Annotated in this window: 19 protein-coding genes and 1 other annotated feature; of the genes, 1 reads left to right on the plus strand and 18 read right to left on the minus strand. The window is 39.2% G+C overall.

Annotated elements, in window-relative coordinates; all coding sequences use genetic code 11:
- Positions 1 to 46 precede the first annotated feature (46 nt).
- A complete protein-coding gene (locus MHI10_RS20705; RefSeq protein WP_340788843.1) occupies positions 47 to 2,230 on the minus strand; it encodes a malate synthase G in 2,184 nt (727 codons plus the stop codon).
- Positions 2,231 to 2,527: 297 nt separating this feature from the next.
- On the opposite strand from MHI10_RS20705, the gene MHI10_RS20710 reads away from it, so the two are divergent.
- Entirely contained in the window at positions 2,528 to 2,833 is a 306-nt protein-coding gene (locus tag MHI10_RS20710; protein WP_340788846.1) for a hypothetical protein, read from the plus strand.
- A 168-nt stretch (positions 2,834 to 3,001) separates the two neighbouring features.
- On the opposite strand, the gene tuf is transcribed toward MHI10_RS20710, so the two are convergent.
- From tuf to MHI10_RS20795, 17 genes are all read right to left on the minus strand, one after another.
- A complete protein-coding gene (tuf, locus tag MHI10_RS20715) occupies positions 3,002 to 4,189 on the minus strand; it encodes an elongation factor Tu (RefSeq protein WP_340788848.1) in 1,188 nt (395 codons plus the stop codon).
- Positions 4,190 to 4,325: 136 nt separating this feature from the next.
- Positions 4,326 to 6,404: an elongation factor G gene (fusA, locus tag MHI10_RS20720; protein WP_340788850.1), complete on the minus strand. Its 2,079-nt coding sequence runs from the start codon at positions 6,402 to 6,404 to the stop codon at positions 4,326 to 4,328.
- Positions 6,405 to 6,480: 76 nt separating this feature from the next.
- A complete protein-coding gene (gene rpsG, locus MHI10_RS20725) occupies positions 6,481 to 6,951 on the minus strand; it encodes a 30S ribosomal protein S7 (protein WP_340788852.1) in 471 nt (156 codons plus the stop codon).
- 44 nt (positions 6,952 to 6,995) lie between these two features.
- The gene (gene rpsL, locus MHI10_RS20730) at positions 6,996 to 7,415 is read right to left on the minus strand and encodes a 30S ribosomal protein S12 (protein ID WP_099425604.1); all 420 of its coding nucleotides are present in this window, start codon (positions 7,413 to 7,415) and stop codon (positions 6,996 to 6,998) included.
- A gap of 103 nt (positions 7,416 to 7,518) precedes the next feature.
- Positions 7,519 to 7,668: a ribosomal L7Ae/L30e/S12e/Gadd45 family protein gene (locus tag MHI10_RS21460; RefSeq protein ID WP_445683235.1), complete on the minus strand. Its 150-nt coding sequence runs from the start codon at positions 7,666 to 7,668 to the stop codon at positions 7,519 to 7,521.
- A gap of 289 nt (positions 7,669 to 7,957) precedes the next feature.
- Positions 7,958 to 11,638, minus strand: a complete 3,681-nt coding sequence (gene rpoC / locus MHI10_RS20740) for a DNA-directed RNA polymerase subunit beta' (protein ID WP_340788855.1) — start codon at positions 11,636 to 11,638, stop codon at positions 7,958 to 7,960.
- A gap of 158 nt (positions 11,639 to 11,796) precedes the next feature.
- Entirely contained in the window at positions 11,797 to 15,357 is a 3,561-nt protein-coding gene (gene rpoB, locus MHI10_RS20745) for a DNA-directed RNA polymerase subunit beta (protein ID WP_340788857.1), read from the minus strand.
- Positions 15,358 to 15,611: 254 nt separating this feature from the next.
- Entirely contained in the window at positions 15,612 to 16,214 is a 603-nt protein-coding gene (locus tag MHI10_RS20750; RefSeq protein WP_340788859.1) for a class I SAM-dependent methyltransferase, read from the minus strand.
- 239 nt (positions 16,215 to 16,453) lie between these two features.
- Positions 16,454 to 16,813 carry a 50S ribosomal protein L7/L12 gene (rplL, locus tag MHI10_RS20755; protein WP_057986328.1) on the minus strand — a complete coding sequence of 120 codons (360 nt, stop codon included), beginning with the start codon at positions 16,811 to 16,813 and terminating at the stop codon, positions 16,454 to 16,456.
- Positions 16,814 to 16,886: 73 nt separating this feature from the next.
- On the minus strand, positions 16,887 to 17,387 hold the full coding sequence (gene rplJ, locus MHI10_RS20760) for a 50S ribosomal protein L10 (RefSeq protein ID WP_340788861.1): 501 nt from the start codon (positions 17,385 to 17,387) through the stop codon (positions 16,887 to 16,889).
- Positions 17,388 to 17,418: 31 nt separating this feature from the next.
- Positions 17,419 to 17,563: a sequence feature (ribosomal protein L10 leader region), on the minus strand.
- An 80-nt stretch (positions 17,564 to 17,643) separates the two neighbouring features.
- On the minus strand, positions 17,644 to 18,339 hold the full coding sequence (gene rplA, locus MHI10_RS20765) for a 50S ribosomal protein L1 (RefSeq protein ID WP_340788863.1): 696 nt from the start codon (positions 18,337 to 18,339) through the stop codon (positions 17,644 to 17,646).
- Positions 18,340 to 18,471: 132 nt separating this feature from the next.
- Positions 18,472 to 18,897 (minus strand): 50S ribosomal protein L11, encoded by a 426-nt coding sequence (gene rplK / locus MHI10_RS20770; RefSeq protein ID WP_340788867.1) that lies wholly within the window; start codon positions 18,895 to 18,897, stop codon positions 18,472 to 18,474.
- 179 nt (positions 18,898 to 19,076) lie between these two features.
- Positions 19,077 to 19,616: a transcription termination/antitermination protein NusG gene (nusG, locus tag MHI10_RS20775; protein ID WP_340788868.1), complete on the minus strand. Its 540-nt coding sequence runs from the start codon at positions 19,614 to 19,616 to the stop codon at positions 19,077 to 19,079.
- Positions 19,617 to 19,894: 278 nt separating this feature from the next.
- Positions 19,895 to 20,080, minus strand: coding sequence for a preprotein translocase subunit SecE (secE, locus tag MHI10_RS20780; RefSeq protein ID WP_340788870.1), 186 nt, complete (start codon positions 20,078 to 20,080; stop codon positions 19,895 to 19,897).
- A 41-nt stretch (positions 20,081 to 20,121) separates the two neighbouring features.
- Complete coding sequence (rpmG, locus tag MHI10_RS20785) at positions 20,122 to 20,268, minus strand: 50S ribosomal protein L33 (RefSeq protein WP_340788872.1); 147 nt, start codon at positions 20,266 to 20,268, stop codon at positions 20,122 to 20,124.
- Between the two features lie 78 nt (positions 20,269 to 20,346).
- Positions 20,347 to 20,994 carry an RNA polymerase sporulation sigma factor SigH gene (sigH, locus tag MHI10_RS20790; RefSeq protein ID WP_340788873.1) on the minus strand — a complete coding sequence of 216 codons (648 nt, stop codon included), beginning with the start codon at positions 20,992 to 20,994 and terminating at the stop codon, positions 20,347 to 20,349.
- Between the two features lie 69 nt (positions 20,995 to 21,063).
- A complete protein-coding gene (locus tag MHI10_RS20795; protein WP_340788875.1) occupies positions 21,064 to 21,576 on the minus strand; it encodes an NYN domain-containing protein in 513 nt (170 codons plus the stop codon).
- Positions 21,577 to 21,580 lie beyond the last annotated feature (4 nt).

The raw sequence follows: 21,580 nt of genomic DNA on the forward strand, positions 1-21,580 counted from the left end.
GATTTTGACTGAGTTTAATCAATCAAAATCGCCCTGTATAATTTGACTACGCGTTTACTTTTTGAGCAAATTTTACTTTTGCTTCTAAACGTCTTTTGTGTAAAATTGGCTCTGTATAACCGCTTGGCTGCTCATATCCTTTGAACACTAAATCACAAGCTGCTTGGAACGCTACAGAATCATCATAATTCGCCGCCATTGCAACATATTCTGGATCATCTGCATTTTGTTCGTCCACTACTTTCGCCATGCGCTCCATCGTTTCTTGCACTTGCTCTTCTGTACAAATTCCATGATGTAACCAGTTAGCTACGTGTTGACTTGAGATACGTAACGTCGCGCGGTCCTCCATTAAACCGATATCGTTAATATCAGGAACTTTCGAACACCCTACACCATGCTCTACCCAGCGCACAACATAACCTAAAATCCCTTGTGCATTATTATCTAGCTCTTGTTGAATTTCTTCTGGCGTCCAGTCTGTTGATGGCGCTAGAGGAATTTGTAAAATCTCATCTTGTAAATCTTCTGAAGTTGCGATGCCTTTCTGAATGTCTTTTACATTCACTTCATGATAATGCATCGCATGTAACGTCGCTGCTGTTGGAGATGGTACCCAAGCTGTATTCGCTCCTGCTTGTGGATGCGCAATTTTTTGCTTCAGCATTTCTGCCATTAAATCTGGCATTGCCCACATCCCTTTTCCAATTTGAGCGCGTCCTTGTAAGCCTGCATCTAAACCAACTACAACATTCGACTTTTCATAGGCCGCTAACCAAGTTGATGTTTTCATTTCGCCTTTTCGAACCATTGGACCCGCTTCCATCGATGTATGAATTTCATCACCAGTGCGGTCTAAGAAACCTGTATTAATAAACACAATACGTTCCTTTACCTCTTGAATACATGCTTTTAAGTTAAGAGATGTACGGCGTTCTTCATCCATTACGCCGATTTTTAATGTATTTCGACTTACACCAATGATATCTTCTACACGTCCGAATAACTTATTAGCAAATGCAACTTCTTTTGAGCCATGCATTTTCGGTTTTACGATGTAAACTGAACCAGTTTGCGAATTTCTGTATTGTCCGTTACCAAGCAACTCATGTTTTGCAATTAAACTTGTAATGACACCATCCATAATTCCTTCAGGCACTTCTTGGCCATCATTATATAAAATTGCAGGATTCGTCATTAAGTGTCCCACATTACGTATGAACATTAATGAACGTCCATTAATTGTCACGTTTCCACCTGTTGGACTTGTATAAACTCGATCTGGATTTAATGTACGTGTTAACGTTTTTGAACCTTTTGCAAATGTAGCTGTTAAATCGCCTTTCATTAAACCTAACCAGTTTGAATACACTTCGACTTTATCCTCTGCATCAACAGCAGCTATTGAATCCTCACAGTCCATAATTGTCGAAATAGCTGATTCTAAAATAACATCCTTCACACCCGCTGCATCATCTTTGCCAATTGGATGAAGGCGGTCTATTTGAATTTCCACATGTATATCATTATTTTTAAGTAATACCGCAGTTGGTTCCGCCGTATCCCCTAAATAGCCAACCAATTTCTCTTCTTGAACTAAACCTGTCGATTGTCCATTTGATAATGTCGCTTGCAATAAGCTATCCACAATCGCATATTTCACAACATCTTTATGAGAAGCTCCTTGTAATTCAGCTGCTTGATCTAAAAGTTGTTTCGAATACGCGATTACTTTGCCGCCACGAACTGGATTATAGCCTTTTCCAGCCTCTGCCCCGTCTTCATCCGTAATAACATCTGTTCCGTAAAGCGCATCATATAAACTTCCCCAACGTGCATTTGCCGCATTGATGGCATAACGTGCATTGCTTACTGGTACAACTAATTGTGGTCCCGCTTGGAATGCAATTTCTGTATCTACATTTTCAGTCGTCACTTTAAAAGGTTCTACTTTCGGCTCTAAATAACCAATTTCCTCTAAATAGACTTTATATGCGGCAAAATCAAAATTCCCCTTATTTTCCTTATGCCATTCATTTATCGCCACTTGTAATGAATCTCGTTCTGCTAATAACGCTTGATTTTCTGGTGCTAGATCATGAATTAGTTGATCAAAGCCCTTCCAAAATGCAGCTTGCTCTACCTCACTACCTGGCAGTACTTGACCGTTAATGAAATCATATAAAGTTGATGCTACTTGTAAATTCCCCACTTGTACATATGTTGACATGAACAATATCCCCCTTGAACATCTTTATTTGGTCTTAGCTGAACGTCAAATTCCCTTTAATTATGCCCATCCTCATGTAGACTTTCATAAAGTATAAATTCAATCATCCACATAGAAAAGAAATCCCCTCTTCTTGTCTATTATTATAATTCGATAATAGCATATAAATGAAATACATATTTCGCATAACCATTATGCACTTTAACTATAACGATTTGATTACACAGATGCTTCTGCATGAAGTTATTAATAATATCCCGTATAATAGAATGAGAACTATACATTAGAGGTGACATCTTGCAAATATCCATTATATTAGTTGTACTTTTTTCTGTTTTTGCAGTCGTTAAAATGTTGAATCATCGTAAACAATTAAAAGAACTTCCTAAAAACGAAGTCATCTTTGGTTTCATTACGTATGTGGGCATTTATTCCGTGAGTCTGGGGTTAATCGCCCAACTATACGATTGGTTATTAGTACTTGAATTAAACAAATATTTTAAATGGGGCTTGTCGATTATTATCATAATTGCTGCGATCGTTACGATTAGCCGTATTTTAAACAAGCTACTTTCAGAAAAACTAAAAAAAATATTTATGTAACTTACGAATAAAAGGCATTTTGAATTTAATCAAAATGCCTTTTTATGTATTTTAAAATTAACTATGTTAAAGTAGCTTTGCAAAAGAACTTCAATTTGGCTACATATAATATAAAACCTCTCTACTAGCGTCCCAGTAGAGAGGTTTTTAAATTAGCTTAAGCTAATATTATTTTTGGATTGTAGCAACAACGCCGGCACCAACAGTACGTCCACCCTCACGGATAGAGAACTTTGTACCTTCTTCAAGAGCGATTGGAGAAATAAGCTCAACAGTCATCTCGATGTTGTCACCAGGCATTACCATTTCAACGCCTTCAGGTAAGTTACAAATACCAGTTACGTCAGTTGTACGGAAGTAGAACTGAGGACGGTAGTTAGTGAAGAATGGAGTATGACGTCCACCCTCTTCTTTTGATAAAACATAAACTTCAGCTTTGAAGTTAGTGTGTTGAGTGATTGAAGCTGGTTTAGCTAATACTTGACCACGTTGGATATCTTCACGAGCTACACCACGTAGTAATGCACCGATGTTGTCTCCTGCTTCAGCATAGTCTAATAATTTACGGAACATTTCAACACCTGTTACAGTTGTTTGTTTCGCATCTTCAGTAATACCTACGATTTCAACTACATCGCCGACTTTAACAACACCACGTTCAACACGGCCAGTTGCTACTGTACCACGACCAGTGATAGAGAATACGTCCTCTACTGGCATCATGAATGGTTTGTCAGTTTGACGTTCTGGAGTTGGGATGTAAGAATCTACAGCGTCCATTAACTCAACGATTTTTTCTTCCCACTCAGGCTCGCCTTCTAATGCTTTAAGAGCTGAACCTTTGATTACTGGAATATCGTCGCCTGGGAAGTCATATTCAGATAGTAGGTCACGGATTTCCATTTCTACTAATTCTAATAATTCTTCGTCATCAACCATATCACATTTGTTCATGAATACTACTAAGTAAGGAACACCTACTTGACGAGATAAAAGGATGTGCTCACGAGTTTGTGGCATTGGGCCATCAGCAGCAGATACTACTAAGATACCGCCGTCCATTTGTGCAGCACCAGTGATCATGTTTTTAACATAGTCAGCGTGTCCTGGGCAGTCTACGTGTGCGTAGTGACGAGTTTCAGTTTCATATTCAACGTGTGATGTATTGATTGTAATACCACGCTCTTTTTCTTCTGGTGCGTTATCTACGTCAGCATATGACTTAGCTTCCCCACCCATTTTTTTAGAAAGAACTGTAGCGATTGCAGCAGTTAAAGTAGTTTTACCATGGTCAACGTGTCCGATTGTACCAACGTTAGCATGGGTTTTTGAACGGTCAAATTTTTCTTTAGCCATTAGAAATTGCCTCCTCAGAGATATGTTTTAGTTTTTTTATTTATTCTAAGATTGCTGATTACAAAAGGGGCCCCAATCATAATCAGTCAATCATAGCTTACAAATTATTTATACTTCATGCAAGGTGAAATTTCAATTATTCACCTTTATTTTTTTTGATGATATCTTCAGCAATTGATTTTGGTACTTCTTCATAGTGATCGAACACCATTGAGAATACACCGCGACCTTGTGTTGCTGAACGTAAAGTTGTTGCATATCCGAACATTTCAGATAGTGGAACCATTGCGCGTACTACTTGTGAGTTACCACGAGCATCCATACCCTCTACGCGACCGCGACGAGCAGTAATGTTACCCATAATATCACCAAGGTACTCTTCTGGCATTACAACTTCAACTTTCATCATTGGTTCTAAAATAACTGCGTCACATTTCTTCGCAGCTTCTTTAAGAGCCATAGATGCAGCAATTTTGAACGCCATCTCATTCGAGTCAACGTCATGGTAAGAACCGAATACTAATTTTGCTTTAATGTCGATAAGTGGGTAACCAGCTACTACACCGCGATCTAAAGAATCACGTAAACCAGCTTCTACAGCAGGAATGTATTCACGAGGTACAACACCACCAACGATAGCGTTTTCGAATTCGAAACCTTTACCCTCTTCGTTTGGAGAGAACTCGATCGTTACGTCACCGTATTGACCGCGACCACCAGATTGACGAGTGAATTTACCTTGAACTTTTGCAGAGCCACGGAATGTTTCACGGTAAGATACCATTGGAGCACCTACGTTAGCTTCTACTTTAAATTCACGGCGCATACGGTCAACTAGGATGTCTAAGTGTAACTCACCCATACCAGAGATGATTGTTTGGCCAGTTTCTGTGTCAGTGTGAGCACGGAAAGTTGGATCTTCTTCTTGTAGTTTAACTAATGCTTGACCCATTTTATCTTGGTCAGCTTTAGATTTTGGTTCTACAGAAAGTGAAATTACTGGCTCAGGGAAGTCCATTGATTCAAGAATAACTAGGTTTTTCTCGTCACATAATGTATCACCAGTTGTAGTGTCTTTAAGACCTACAGCTGCTGCGATATCCCCAGCGAATACTTTCGCGATTTCTTCACGAGAGTTAGCGTGCATTTGTAGGATACGACCTACGCGCTCACGTTTACCTTTAGAAGAGTTTTGTACGTATGAACCAGCATCTAATGTACCAGAATATACGCGGAAGAATGTTAATTTACCTACGAAAGGATCTGTCATAACTTTGAATGCAAGAGCTGAGAATGGCTCATTATCATCAGAATGACGAACGATTTCTTCATCACCATCAACAGATGTACCATTAATAGCTGCTACGTCTGTTGGTGCTGGTAGATAATCCATTGCTGCGTCTAGCATTTTACGAACACCTTTGTGTTTGAATGCTGTACCGCATAATACAGGGTAGAATTCAACTGCAAGTGTCGCTTTACGGATAGCCGCTTTAAGCTCAGCAACAGTGATTTCTTCACCTTCAAGATATTTTTCCATAAGATCTTCATCAACACTTGCAACAGCGTCGATTAATTTCTCACGGTATTCTTCAGCTTTCGCTAAATGTTCTGCTGGAATTTCGCCTTCAGTAACATCTGTACCTAGGTCATTTCCGTAGAACGTACAATTCATTTCTACTAAGTCTATAATTGCAGAGAATTGATCCTCAGCACCGATTGGTAGTTGGATTGGGTGAGCGTTAGCTTGTAAACGATCGTGTAAAGTACCAACAGAATATAAGAAGTCTGCACCCGTTTTGTCCATTTTATTGATATATACGATACGTGGTACACCGTATGTTGTAGCTTGACGCCATACAGTTTCTGTTTGAGGTTCAACACCAGATTGAGCATCTAGTACCGTAACAGCACCATCAAGTACACGTAAAGAACGTTCAACTTCTACAGTGAAGTCTACGTGTCCAGGAGTATCGATAATGTTAACACGGTGGCCTTTCCATTGAGCTGTTGTAGCAGCAGATGTGATTGTGATACCACGCTCTTGCTCTTGCTCCATCCAGTCCATTTGTGCACCGCCGTCATGTGTTTCACCGATTTTGTGAATTTTACCAGTGTAATAAAGGATACGCTCTGTTGTTGTTGTTTTACCAGCATCAATGTGAGCCATGATCCCAATATTACGAGTATTCTCTAGTGAGAATTCGCGTTTCATAGGAAATTTCTCCTTCCATATTGGGTTAACTGTATAAGTAAAATTTAAGCCCTAGATAACTAGAGCTTAAAACATATTACCAGCGATAGTGAGCGAATGCTTTGTTAGCTTCCGCCATTTTGTGCATATCTTCACGTTTTTTAACAGAAGCACCAGTGTTGTTAGATGCATCTAAAATTTCGTTAGCTAAACGCTCTTCCATAGTTTTCTCACCGCGTAGACGAGAATAGTTAACTAGGTAGCGTAAACCTAAAGTTGAACGACGCTCTGGACGTACTTCAACCGGTACTTGGTAGTTAGAACCACCAACACGGCGAGCGCGTACTTCAAGAACAGGCATTACATTGTTTAGTGCAGCTTCAAATACTTCTAAAGGATTTTGACCTGAACGCTCTTGAACTAATTCGAAAGCTCCGTATAAAATCTTTTGAGAAGTACCTCTTTTACCATCAACCATCATTTTATTGATTAAACGAGTTACTAGCTTTGAGTTATAAAGTGGATCTGGTAACACGTCACGTTTGGAAACAGGACCTTTACGAGGCATGTGTTTTCCTCCTTTCAAATAGTGATTACATATTTTAAGTTAAATTATTTTTTTTCTTTAGGGCGTTTAGTACCGTATTTAGAACGAGATTGTAAACGACCGTTAACACCAGCTGTATCAAGTGCACCACGAACGATGTGGTAACGAACTCCAGCTAAGTCTTTTACGCGTCCGCCACGGATAAGTACAACACTGTGTTCTTGTAGGTTGTGACCTTCACCTGGGATATACGCTGTAACCTCAAGTAAGTTAGATAAGCGTACACGCGCATATTTACGTAAAGCCGAGTTCGGTTTACGAGGTGTCATTGTACCAACACGAGTACAAACTCCGCGTTTTTGTGGAGACTTAACGTTAGTTAAAGACTTCTTGAAAGAGTTATAACCTTTGTTTAACGCTGGAGATTTTGATTTCGTGCTATTAGATTGACGAGGCTTACGTACTAATTGGTTAATTGTAGGCATCGATTTGTCCTCCCTTCATTTTTTCCTTTTTTCAATACCACACATCCAGGTGGTTCATTTTTTGGGTAAAAACAAAGTCTTTGTGCATATATACACACAAAAACTACATCGCAGTAATCGCAACAACCGCAGCTCTAACATGAATGCCGCAAGCTTTACCAAGTTCCTTTTTTGAATTAACAAGATAAACTGGTATCCCGATTTCTTTCGCGAGAAGAATGGCCGGATCGGTTACCCAATTGTCTGCATTAATTTCAACAAAAGAGCTGTTACTTGTCCAGCATGCATTGCTTTCACTGCTTGCTTTATACCTATGATTGTTTGACTAGCCTGTTTAACTTGATTATAGGACATTTTCATATCCTTCAAAGTACAGACAGTTAACTATCAACCTTCAATATATTATCATTTCAAACTTACACTGTCAACCAATATCATTAAAGAATATCTGTTCTTTTCAAACATCATAAATGGACAGTTATTTGTAGAAAAACCCCGGCAGAAGGATTAACTTCTACCGGAATTAATATGTTGAAAGCCTGTTACTCAGTAATTGTTACTTCTTCTTTACCATCTTGCTCCATACGGATTTGACGGTAACGTTGCATACCGGTACCTGCTGGAACAAGCTTACCGATAATTACGTTTTCTTTCAGACCTAGAAGTTCATCACGCTTACCTTTAATTGCAGCATCCGTTAACACACGAGTTGTTTCTTGGAATGATGCAGCTGATAAGAATGATTCTGTTTCTAGAGAAGCTTTTGTAATACCTAAAATGACTGGGCGGCAAGTTGCTGGGTTTTTACCTTTTAATACAGACTCAGCGTTCGCCTCAGAGAATTGGTGAATATCTAGTAATGAACCTGGTAATAAGTCTGTATCACCCGCTTCGATTACACGAACTTTACGAAGCATTTGACGAACCATTACTTCGATATGTTTGTCACCGATTTCTACCCCTTGCATACGGTATACTTTTTGTACTTCTTTTAACAGATATTCTTGAACAGTCGATACGTCTTTTACTTTTAGTAATTGTTTCGGATCGATAGAACCCTCTGTCAATGTTTGACCAGGGATAATCGCGTCGCCTTCTTGCACTTTTAATCGTGCGTTGTATGGCGCTTGATATTTACGTGTTTCCACGTCACCTTGGACAGTAATTTCTTTCAGACCTTCACGAATTTCTTCAATTTCAACAACTGTACCCGAGATTTCCGAAATAACGGATTGACCTTTAGGATTACGTGCTTCGAAAATTTCTTGAATACGTGGAAGACCTTGTGTGATATCGTTACCGGCTACCCCACCTGTATGGAATGTACGCATCGTTAACTGTGTACCCGGCTCACCAATTGATTGAGCAGCGATAATACCTACTGCCTCACCAACTTCTACGCCTTCACCAGTTGCTAAGTTCATACCATAACATTTTTTACATACGCCATGCTTTGTATTACATGTGAATGCAGAACGGATTGTAAGCTCTTCAATATTTGCCTCAATAATAACACGAGCAACATCTTGAGTGATTAAACCATCACGTCCTAAAATAACGGCGCCTGTTTCTGGATGACGAATTGTTTTCTTCGTATATCGACCAACAATACGTTCGTCTAACGCTTCAATTAATTCGTTACCTTCCATTAGAGCTCCAATTAATAATCCGCGGTCTGTACCACAGTCGTCTTCACGAACGATTACATCTTGTGCAACGTCTACTAAACGACGAGTTAAGTAACCCGAATCGGCTGTTTTAAGTGCTGTATCGGCAAGACCTTTACGCGCACCGTGAGTAGAGATGAAGTACTCTAATACTGTTAAACCTTCACGGAATGAAGACTTGATCGGTAACTCGATAATACGACCAGCCGGGTTGGCCATCAGACCACGCATACCAGCTAACTGTGTAAAGTTCGATGCGTTACCACGGGCACCAGAGTCAGACATCATGAAGATTGGGTTTGTTTTTTGTAATGAGTTCATCAGCTTGCCTTGGATAATATCTTTGGCATTCGACCAACTTGAAATAACACGATCATAACGCTCTTCTTCTGTGATTAAACCACGACGGAATTGCATCATTACTTTATCTACTTTTTCTTGTGCTTCTTCTAAGATGACACCTTTATCAGGTAATACGACGATATCGGATACCCCTACGGTAATACCAGCACGCGTAGAATATTTGAAACCTAAGTCCTTCATGCGGTCAAGCATTGTAGACGTTGCTGTAATATGGAATTCTTTAAATACTTCAGCAATTACATTACCTAAAAACTTCTTACGGAATGGATCTACAACTGGCACATTTGTGAAATGCTTCGCTAATACAGCACGACGTTGTGCTTGGATTTTCTCTGCTTCAGATAAATCTGCATAGCCTTCAGTTGCTTCAAGTTCTTTTAATATCTCTTCTGTAATCGTTAAATCAACGAAATACTTTTCAGGTGTTTTTTGCTCTAAGTTGACAGATGTCGGCTCATTAATATACGGGAATGAGCGTGGTAAAATTTCATTAAAGATTACTTTACCTACTGTTGTTAGTAAGAACATTTTATTTTGTTCTTCAGTAAACGTAGGGTTGTTGAAAGAGTTTGCTTTTACCGCGATACGTGAGTGTAAATGTACATGACCATTTTGGTATGCAATTAATACTTCATTAGCATCGCTGAAAATTGAACCTTCACCAACTGAATTTTCACGCTCTAGCGTTAAGTAATAGTTACCTAATACCATATCCTGAGATGGTGTTACAACTGGCTTACCATCTTTCGGGTTTAAGATATTTTGAGCAGCTAACATTAATAATCGAGCTTCCGCTTGTGCTTCTGCTGATAATGGTACGTGAACCGCCATTTGGTCACCATCGAAGTCAGCGTTATAAGCTGTACATACTAATGGGTGAAGACGAATTGCACGACCTTCTACTAATGTAGGTTCGAACGCTTGGATACCAAGACGGTGAAGTGTCGGTGCACGGTTAAGTAATACCGGATGCTCACGAATCACATCTTCTAAAACATCCCAAACTTCATTGTGTAAACGCTCAATTTTACGTTTTGCACTCTTAATGTTATGAGCAAGGCCACGTTCTACTAATTCTTTCATTACGAAAGGCTTAAATAGTTCGATTGCCATTTCTTTTGGAAGACCACATTGGTACATTTTTAAGTTTGGACCTACTACGATAACCGAACGACCAGAATAGTCTACACGTTTACCAAGTAAGTTTTGGCGGAAACGACCTTGTTTACCTTTCAGCATATGTGAAAGTGATTTTAAAGGACGGTTACCTGGACCAGTTACCGGACGACCGCGACGACCATTGTCGATCAGGGCATCTACCGCTTCTTGTAACATACGTTTTTCGTTTTGAACGATGATGCTTGGAGCACCAAGGTCAAGTAAACGTTTTAAACGGTTGTTACGGTTAATTACACGACGGTAAAGGTCATTTAAGTCAGAAGTTGCGAAACGACCACCATCTAATTGCACCATTGGACGAAGCTCTGGTGGAATTACCGGAAGTACATCTAAAATCATCCACTCTGGTTTGTTACCTGAGTTACGGAATGATTCAATTACTTCCAAACGTTTAATCGCACGCGTACGACGTTGACCCTGTGCCGATTTAAGCTCTTCTTTTAAAGATGCTGTTTCATCTTCAAGATCAATTTTTTCTAATAGGCGTTTAATTGCTTCTGCACCCATTGCCGCTTCAAAATCTTTACCAAATTTTTCGCGATATGCACGGTATTCTTTCTCAGAAAGTAAGTCTTTGAAACCTAAAGAAGTTTGACCTGGCTCAATCACAACATAAGAAGCGAAGTAAATTACTTCTTCTAATGCACGAGGAGACATATCTAATAGAAGACCCATACGACTTGGAATTCCTTTGAAATACCAAATATGAGATACAGGTGCTGCAAGTTCGATGTGTCCTTGACGTTCACGACGTACTTTTGCACGTGTTACTTCAACTCCACAACGATCACAAACTACACCTTTATATCGAACGCGTTTGTATTTACCACAGTGACATTCCCAGTCTTTTGTTGGTCCGAAAATGCGTTCGCAGAATAGACCATCTTTTTCTGGCTTTAATGTACGGTAGTTAATTGTTTCTGGTTTTTTTACTTCACCATATGACCAAGAGCGAATCTTATCAGGGGAAGCTAAACCAATTTTCATATATTCAAATTCATTAACATCTATCAAGGAGCCTACCTCCCTTTAGTTATAAGTCTTTAAATGACTTTATTTGTAGCTCGGCAATTGCAATATTTCATACTAGGCCATAATGAAATTTGCCTTTATACATTACCATTTATAAAGAAGAATCGAGCAGGACATAACCTGCCCGATTCAATTTGAAATTATTCAATTGACTCTACTGGGTCTTCTTTATCATCAGTAGGTTTTGGCGTTTCCATTTCTGGAGCCGGTGCAGTTACTTCTTCTTCATCGTCAAGGTCACGTAGTTCTACTTCCTCGTCGTTGATTGTTAGCATCTTCACATCCATACCTAATGACTGAAGTTCTTTAATTAATACTTTAAATGATTCTGGAACACCTGGCTCTGGAACACTTTCACCTTTTACAATGGCTTCGTATGTTTTCACACGACCTACAACATCATCTGATTTTACAGTTAAAATCTCTTGTAATGTGTAAGCAGCACCATATGCTTCAAGTGCCCAAACTTCCATCTCACCGAATCGCTGACCACCGAATTGTGCTTTACCACCAAGCGGTTGTTGCGTTACTAATGAGTAAGGACCTGTTGAACGAGCATGAAGTTTATCGTCAACCATGTGGGCAAGTTTGATCATATACATGATACCAACTGATACACGGCTATCGAATGGCTCACCTGAACGTCCGTCATAAAGCGTTGTTTTACCATCACGATCCATACCAGCCTCTTCCATTGTTTCCCAAACATCATCTTCGTTCGCGCCATCAAATACAGGTGTAGCCATGTGTACGCCTAAATAACGTGCCGCCATACCTAAGTGAAGTTCTAAAACTTGTCCGATGTTCATACGAGATGGTACACCAAGTGGGTTAAGCATGATATCTACCGGTGTGCCATCTGGCATAAACGGCATATCTTCTTCTGGTAAGATACGCGAGATAACCCCTTTGTTACCATGTCGTCCGGCCATTTTGTCCCCAACGCGGATTTTACGTTTTTGAACAATATAAGCACGTACTAATTGGTTAACTCCTGGTGGTAATTCGTCGCCATCTTCACGATTGAATACTTTAACATCTAGGATAATACCGCCCGCTCCGTGTGGAACACGTAGAGACGTGTCACGTACTTCGCGTGCTTTTTCACCGAAGATAGCATGTAGTAAACGCTCTTCCGCAGTTAACTCTGTAACTCCTTTAGGCGTCACTTTACCTACTAAAATATCACCGTCGCGAACTTCTGCACCGATGCGGATGATACCACGATCGTCTAAATTACGAAGTGCATCTTCCCCAACGTTTGGAATATCACGCGTGATTTCTTCAGGTCCTAGTTTTGTATCACGAGCTTCTGATTCATATTCTTCAATATGAACAGATGTATATACATCGTCTTTTACAAGGCGTTCACTCATAATAACCGCATCTTCGTAGTTAAAGCCATCCCATGTCATGAATGCAATAAGTACGTTTTGACCAAGTGCTAATTCGCCTCTTTCCATTGAAGGACCGTCAGCTAAAATATCACGAGGTTTCACACGATCGCCAATTTTTACGATTGGGCGTTGGTTATATGAAGTACCTTGGTTTGAACGAATGAATTTTTGTAATTTGTACTTTGTTAAATCACCTTTAACTTCTTTGCCATCAATTGTTTCAATACGACGAATGTGAATAGAACGTGCTTCAACATGTTCAACAATACCGTCAAATTTCGCAATGACTGCAGCACCTGAGTCACGTGCGTCTACATGTTCCATACCTGTACCGACAAATGGAGCATTCGGGTAAAGTAATGGCACTGCTTGACGTTGCATGTTCGCACCCATTAATGCACGGTTAGAGTCATCGTTTTCTAAGAATGGGATACATGCAGTGGCTGCAGATACAACTTGCTTTGGCGATACATCCATGTAGTCAATACGGTCTTTATTAAATACAGTGTTATCTCCACGGAAGCGTCCTACGATTTCTTCCTTCACGAAAGTACCATCTTCATTTAATAAAGAGTTTGCTTGTGCAACTACATAGTTATCTTCTTCATCGGCCGTTAAGTAATGGATATCTCCCGTTACAGCGCTCGTGTTTGGATCAACACGGCGATACGGTGTTTCGATGAAACCGAATTTATTTACTTTTGCGAACGATGAAAGTGAGTTAATTAGACCAATGTTCGGTCCCTCTGGCGTTTCAATCGGACACATACGGCCATAGTGAGAGTAGTGAACGTCACGTACTTCCATACCCGCACGCTCACGAGTTAAACCACCTGGTCCTAATGCAGATAGACGACGTTTATGCGTTAATTCTGCAAGTGGGTTTGTTTGGTCCATGAATTGCGATAATTGCGAGCTACCAAAGAACTCTTTAATTGACGCGATTACTGGACGAATATTGATTAATTGTTGTGGTACGATAGCAGCTGTGTCATTGATTGACATACGCTCACGTACAACACGCTCCATACGAGATAAACCGATACGGAATTGGTTTTGTAAAAGCTCACCAACTGAACGTAGACGACGGTTACCTAAATGGTCGATATCATCTGTATTTCCTACGCCATATAATAAGTTGAAGAAGTATGATACAGAAGCAATTACATCAGCTGGTGTAATATTTTTCACTTCTTCATCGATATACGCGTTTGAAATGACGTTAATCTCTTTTTGAGCTTCATCATTTGGTGCGAAAATTTTAATTGATTGGATCGTAATATCTTCTTCTAGTACACCACCAACTTGTGTTAATGTACGGAAGCCTGTGCCTGCTTCTAGATAAGGAATTAACTTATCTAAATTACGGCGATCTAATAATGTACCTGCTTCTACAAGAATTTCACCTGTTTCTGAATCAACAAGTGTTTCAGCAATCGTTTGGTTAAATAGACGATTTTTAATGTGAAGCTTTTTGTTCATTTTATAACGACCAACATTCGCTAAATCATAGCGTTTTGCGTCAAAGAAGCGAGAATATAAAAGGTTCTTCGCTGAGTCAACTGTTGGTGGTTCACCTGGACGTAAACGCTCATAGATTTCAAGAAGTGCTTTTTCAGTACTTTCTGTGTTATCTTTTTCAAGCGTGTTACGTAAGTATTCATTGTCACCAATGATATCTAAAATTTCCTGATCTGAACCGAATCCTAATGCACGTAACAATACTGTTGCTGGAAGTTTACGTGTACGATCAATACGAACGTATACAACATCCTTTGCATCAATTTCGTATTCTAGCCATGCACCACGGTTAGGTATTACTGTTGCGCCAAAGCCCTTTTTACCGTTTTTGTCCGTTTTATCGTGGAAATATACACTTGGAGAACGAACTAATTGCGAAACGATAACGCGCTCAGCACCGTTAATAATAAACGTGCCTGTTTCTGTCATTAATGGGAAGTCACCCATGAAGACTTCTTGTTCTTTTACTTCTTTTGTTTCTTTGTTGTGCAAACGTACTTTTACGCGCAATGGTGCAGCATAAGTTACATCACGTTCTTTACATTCATCAACATCATACTTAGGATCCCCTAATTTATAGTCGACGAATTCTAATGAAAGATTACCTGTAAAATCTTCGATTGGAGAAATGTCGTGGAACATCTCACGCAACCCTTCTTCAAGGAACCACTCATAAGATGCTGTTTGGATTTCGATTAAATTCGGAAGCTCCAGCACCTCACTAATACGCGCAAAGCTTCTACGCTGGCGGTGTTGTCCGTACTGAACTAGTTGACCTGTCAACTCATTCACCCCTCAATAAAGCGATAATAGGTCTTTGCAAAACCTTACAAATAGTGTATGATTTCGAAAGACGAAAAGAAAACGAGTCTTTTAATAAGGCCTCATTTTTGATTAAACTAAATTCATTCTTAGTAAGTATACCCATAAAAAACTATATGTTATGCAAAAGGGCACACTACCTCAAAATAATATTTTTGCATTTTATTATATTATCATAGTCGATTTGTCAAGTCAATCTTCCGAGCCAATCTTACTTATTTTTTTGCACGTATGATCCAGTACCCTTTTTTCTTCTCAACAACATCTACTTCTGAAAACATTTCCTCTAAACGATCCACTGTCGATGGCGCACCTTGCTTTTTCTGAATAACAACCCATAACTCACCATTCTCTACTAGTAACTCATAGGCACCATCATAAAACTTAAAAACGGTATCCTTACCAGCACGAATAGGTGGATTTGTTAAAATAGCCGCTGCTTTCGTTTCAGCTGGCACAGCACTTAAGCCGTCACTTTCAAAAATACGTACATTTTGAATCCCGTTTAATTGTGCGTTCTTTTGTGACAACGCAACTGCTCGCGTATTGATATCAACCATCAACACTTCACGCTCTGGATTTACCTTTGCAATCGATAACCCGATTGGTCCATAACCGCAACCAACATCCAGTATATCTCCTGCAATTTCCGGCAACTCAAAAGCATCTATTAACACACGGGAGCCAAAATCTACTTCGCTTTTGCTAAATACACCTGCGTCTGTTTCAAACATAAATGTATTTCCTAATAAAGTAAACTTCCATTGGCGTGGTTTACTATCAGTTTGAGGCTTATTGGAATAATAATGTTCAGACATACTACACGCCTCCTAAAAATCAATTACACTTCGACGTAATTGCGTCTGGGCTTCAATTTGATTCAGCTAGAGTTTGAAATCCAACTGAATTCAATGTACATTTCACATTTATCTAGCAATTACACACGCGGACGATTCATGCAATGTAAATTGAAATAAAGAAAAGCTCGCCGCAAAACTGTGACGAGCTTTTCTCATGAAGCTACGCAATATGCCTAGCAACGAAAGTTAAACTAAAATTATTTAACTTCTACTGTAGCGCCAACTTCTTCAAGTTTAGCTTTAACAGCTTCAGCGTCATCTTTAGATACGCCTTCTTTAAGAGCTTTAGGAGCGTTGTCAACAACCTCTTTAGCTTCTTTTAGACCTAAACCAGTGATTTCACGAACCACTTTGATTACTTTAATTTTTTCTGCGCCAGCTGCTGTTAAGATAACGTCAAACTCAGTTTTCTCTTCTGCTGCTGCTGCACCGCCAGCTACTACAGCTACTGGAGCTGCTGCTGTTACACCGAATTCTTCTTCGATTGCTTTTACTAAATCGTTTAATTCTAGAACTGTCATAGCTTTGATAGCTTCTAAGATTTGCTCATTGTTCATTTTAATTTCCTCCTATGGAATGTTATATGTTTTTTAGGCCGCTAAGCCATTTTTTGAAGTTGAGATGCGAAAATTACGCGCCTTGCTCTTCTTTTTGTTCTGCAACAGCTTTTGTTGCAAGTGCGAAGTTGCGCACTGGAGCTTGAAGAACAGATAAAAGCATTGATAATAGACCTTCGCGTGATGGAAGTTCTGCAAGAGCTTTAACGTCTTCAGCAGATGCCACAGTACCTTCGATGATACCAGCTTTAATTTCAAGCGCTTCGTTTTTCTTAGCGAAATCGTTGATGATTTTAGCTGGAGCTACTACGTCCTCTTTAGAGAATGCGATAGCGTTTGGACCAGTTAAAAATTCATTGATTCCCTCAAGACCAACAGTTTCAGCAGCACGACGAGATAAAGTATTTTTGTAAACTTTAAACTCAACACCCGCTTCACGTAATTGCTTACGTAATTCAGTTACTTGTGCAACAGTTAAACCACGGTAATCTACAACTACTACAGAAGCAGCAGCTGAAAATTTATCAGCGATTTCTTGAACTTGAACTTTTTTAGTTTCGATTGCTTTGCTCATGATGACACCTCCTATTAGAATGAGTCATTTATACCGACAAAGAAAGCCTCTACATCTTAATAGACATAGAGGCAGAAAGTACATCATCTTAAAAAGAATCCGAACTCCTATGTCCTCGGCAGGATCATTAAGTGACAAGTCACTCCTACTGTCTACGGTACAAATGGATGATTCACAACAGCATCCATCTTACCAAGTAAGCGGTGTGTTGTCAATTAATTTAATTTAAATTAACGGTTTTAATAACCGGAATGAATTATTTAGCTACTGAGCTAGCGTCCACTTTTACAGCAGGACCCATTGTAGTTGTAAGGTTTACAGATTTCATGTAAGTACCTTTTGCTGCAGCAGGTTTTGCTTTTTGAACTACGTCAAATACTGCTAAGAAGTTTTCTACTAATTTTTCAGTATCGAAAGAAACTTTACCGATTGGTGCGTGGATGATACCAGCTTTTTCAGCGCGGTACTCAACTTTACCAGCCTTGATTTCTTCGATTGCTTTTGTTACGTCAAAAGTAACCGTACCTGTTTTAGGGTTTGGCATTAAACCTTTAGGTCCTAATACACGTCCAAGTTTACCAACTTCACCCATCATGTCAGGAGTTGCTACGATTACATCAAATTCGAACCAACCTTGTTGGATCTTTTGGATGAATTCTGCATCGCCTACATAGTCAGCGCCAGCTGCTTCTGCTTCTTTAAGTTTTTCACCTTTAGCGAAAACTAATACACGTTGAGTTTTACCAGTACCGTGTGGAAGTACTACTGCACCACGGATTTGTTGGTCGTTTTTACGAGTATCGATACCTAATTTAAATGCTACTTCTACAGTTGCATCAAAGTTTACTGTGCTTGTTTTTTGCGCTAAAGCTACTGCTTCTTCTACAGAATATAGAGCTGCGCGGTCGATTAATTTAGCTGCATCTTGCAGTTTTTTACCTTTTTTAGCCATTATAATTTCCTCCTTGATTGTGGTTTTAACGGATTTGACCTCCCACGAATAAAGGTTGCGCACTCTTCAATCACTATCGGAGCGCCGCAACCTTCTTAAAAAACAAAACATCATCAAGTGTGAAGATGGTTATTAGTCTTCGATAGAAATACCCATGCTTCGTGCAGTACCTTCAACCATTAACATAGCAGCTTCAACTGAAGCAGCGTTAAGGTCTGGCATTTTTTGTTCTGCGATTTCGCGAACTTTATCACGTTTAACCGTTGCAACTTTATTACGATTTGGTTCACCTGATCCTTTTTGGATTCCAGCTGCTACTTTAAGTAACACTGCTGCGGGTGGAGTTTTAGTAATAAAAGTGAATGAACGGTCTTCGAATACTGAAATTTCAACCGGAATAATAAGACCAGCTTGATCAGCAGTACGAGCGTTAAATTCTTTACAGAATCCCATGATATTAACACCTGCTTGACCTAATGCAGGACCAACCGGTGGTGCTGGGTTTGCTTTACCAGCAGGGATTTGAAGTTTTACAACTTTAATAACTTTTTTAGCCACGAGACACACCTCCTTAAGTCCGTGATGTGGTAATTGGGTTGCCCCTCCCACTCAAATATCTGTTCGTCAGCTAACTTGCCGATAACATTAAAACTAAAATGATCACCTATCAAAAAAATTGACAGGCTGACCTATGAAATAATAACACTTTTAATTTGCTTAATCAAGTAATATTAATGTTATATTTTTTTAACTTGCGCAAAATCCAGTTCCATTACTGTTTCGCGACCGAACATATCAACATGCACTTTTATCTTCGCGTTTTCGACATCTACTTCTTCTACGCGACCTTGGAAATGTGCAAAAGGTCCTTCTAATACTTCAACAACTTCACCAACAGTAATGTCAACCTCACCAATTAACGTTTCTGTCATGCCCATTTGTTCAAGTAGACGGTCTGCTTCTTCTGGTAATAATGGTGTCGGTTTTACCCCACCACCTGATGAACCGATAAATCCTGTTACACCCGGTGTATTACGCACAACATACCACGCGTCATCCGTCATAATTAACTCTACTAGTACGTAACCTGGGAAAACTTTACGCATTACTACTTTTTTCTTACCATCTTCTTTTACATCTGTTTCTTCGTGCTCAGCAACGATCACGCGGAAAATTTTATCTTGCATCCCCATTGTTTCAACGCGCTTTTCTAGGTTTGCTTTCACTCGGTTTTCATAACCAGAATAAGTATGAACTACATACCAATTTTTCTCCATATAGGTAGGACTAAATCGTCCGTCCCTCCTTTACATAAAAATGTGTTAGGCATTTTACTCCCTATGCACAAAAATTCATCATTCTATATCAATTATACGACAGCATAATTGTGTCCTTTTTGCGACTATTTAAAAACTCGCAAAACAGCAAATCAAAATCTGCATTCACCTCACCATCTATTAGATGCGGGAGATGAATACCAAAAGAAGTTAAAGCAAATGAAAAAACCCGTTATATAATATGGACGGGCTATTTCGAAATATTAACATGATACAACTTATAAAGACAAGAACCAACGGAATAATTCTGAGAATCCTAAATCTACTACTGTAAAGAATAACGCCATAACGATAACCGTTGAAATAACTACTACCGTATACTTTGTTAGCTCTTTACTTTTCGGCCAGCTTGTTTTACGCATTTCTGAACCGACTTCTTGTAAAAAGTTTGTCACTTTACTCATCTTAGCCTAACCTCCGAACAACTTGTTTATCTATGCTTCATCTATAACGTTTGTTTATGCACTGTATGTTCATTGCAATGCGAGCAAAATTTCTTTAATTCAAGACGCTCTGTTGTACCTTCTTTTCCAGGTACATTGTAATTTCTTGAACCGCATTTCTCACAACTTAAAACGATCTTTTTCGCCATTAACGATCACCTTTTCGGCAGTTTGTCTTTTAAAGACTAACACCTAAGTTTCTTGCTGTCAACACGCGTCAATACTCATTAAGTCATTTCTTTTAACTCAATATGACGCTCTAATTTACGCTTCACACGCTGTAATGCATTATCAATTGACTTCACATGTCGATTCAATTCTTCTGAAATCTCATTATATGATTGTCCTTCTAGATAACGTATCAACACTTGCTGCTCCAATTCACTTAAAACTTCACCCATTTTTTTCTCAAGATGACTATAATCTTCGCGATTAATCATTAAATGCTCAGGGTCCTCCGAGATTGGGCTCGTAATAACATCCATCAATGTACGCTCCGATTCTTCATCGTAAATCGGCTTGTCTAATGAAATATATGAATTGAGCGGAATATGCTTTTGGCGTGTTGCCGTTTTAATTGCGGTAATAATTTGTCTCGTAATACATAATTCTGCAAATGCACGGAACGACGCAAGTTTATCCTCCTTAAAGTCACGGATCGCCTTATATAAGCCGATCATTCCTTCTTGGATGATATCTTCCTTATCCGCACCAATTAAAAAATAAGATCTCGCTTTTGCTTTCACAAAAAGCCGATATTTCGAAATTAAAAAATCTAACGCATCAGAATTGCCTAGATGCACTTGTCCAACAATGGCTTCATCTGTTAATTGTTCAAACTGCTGTATGACTTGAATCTTTTCACTTTTAAGCAATGACATCACCTCAGCTACGCTAGAATCATTAGGAACAGTATAACTTAACTGGAATTTATGGGCAAACTATTACTTGAGACCTCTACGCCACTTTTCAAATTGTAACTCTACATCTTTTGACAGTTTAATCCTAGAGGCTGGCATATCTTCTTGCGTTTCTTTTACTTTTGTCGAAATTTTTGATTGGATGATTTGCATTTCTATTTCAAATTCACGTGCAGATTTACGTAATGCGCCATGCCCAAATACAACATTTTGCTCGGTCATATCTGAAGTCGCAACATGAATTTGAATTTTTCTTCCTTTTAGCTCAGTCGATAACTTTTCAATACGTTCGTCAGCTGTTTCATTTTTACGTGTGTAAATCACTTCCACAGCATGTCGTACGTATAACTGTTCAGTGCCTGGAACGAGATGTGCATCGAATACAACAATTACGCGCCAGCCCGTGTGTGCTTTATACTCTGCCATACGTTCAACTAAACGATTACGAGCATCCTCAAAATGCGGCTCACGTAACGGACGTAACTCACTCCACGCACCAATCATATTATAGCCGTCTACTAGCAATATATTTTGCATCGCC

The organism is Solibacillus sp. FSL K6-1523, from assembly GCF_038005225.1.
Classification (GTDB): Bacteria; Bacillota; Bacilli; order Bacillales_A; family Planococcaceae; genus Solibacillus.

Coding starts and splice junctions, on each gene's coding strand:
- tuf (WP_340788848.1), bottom strand. CDS start 4,189: ATGGCTAAAGAAAAATTTGACCGTTCAAAAACCCATGCTAACGTTGGT.
- fusA (WP_340788850.1), bottom strand. CDS start 6,404: ATGAAACGCGAATTCTCACTAGAGAATACTCGTAATATTGGGATCATG.
- MHI10_RS20705 (WP_340788843.1), bottom strand. CDS start 2,230: ATGTCAACATATGTACAAGTGGGGAATTTACAAGTAGCATCAACTTTA.
- nusG (WP_340788868.1), bottom strand. CDS start 19,616: ATGGAGAAAAATTGGTATGTAGTTCATACTTATTCTGGTTATGAAAAC.
- MHI10_RS20750 (WP_340788859.1), bottom strand. CDS start 16,214: ATGTCTGAACATTATTATTCCAATAAGCCTCAAACTGATAGTAAACCA.
- MHI10_RS20795 (WP_340788875.1), bottom strand. CDS start 21,576: ATGCAAAATATATTGCTAGTAGACGGCTATAATATGATTGGTGCGTGG.
- rpsG (WP_340788852.1), bottom strand. CDS start 6,951: ATGCCTCGTAAAGGTCCTGTTTCCAAACGTGACGTGTTACCAGATCCA.
- rplJ (WP_340788861.1), bottom strand. CDS start 17,387: ATGAGCAAAGCAATCGAAACTAAAAAAGTTCAAGTTCAAGAAATCGCT.
- rplA (WP_340788863.1), bottom strand. CDS start 18,339: ATGGCTAAAAAAGGTAAAAAACTGCAAGATGCAGCTAAATTAATCGAC.
- rpmG (WP_340788872.1), bottom strand. CDS start 20,268: ATGGCGAAAAAGATCGTTTTAAGTTGTGAGAAATGCGGTTCAAGAAAT.
- rplL (WP_057986328.1), bottom strand. CDS start 16,813: ATGAACAATGAGCAAATCTTAGAAGCTATCAAAGCTATGACAGTTCTA.
- rpsL (WP_099425604.1), bottom strand. CDS start 7,415: ATGCCTACAATTAACCAATTAGTACGTAAGCCTCGTCAATCTAATAGC.
- secE (WP_340788870.1), bottom strand. CDS start 20,080: ATGAGTAAAGTGACAAACTTTTTACAAGAAGTCGGTTCAGAAATGCGT.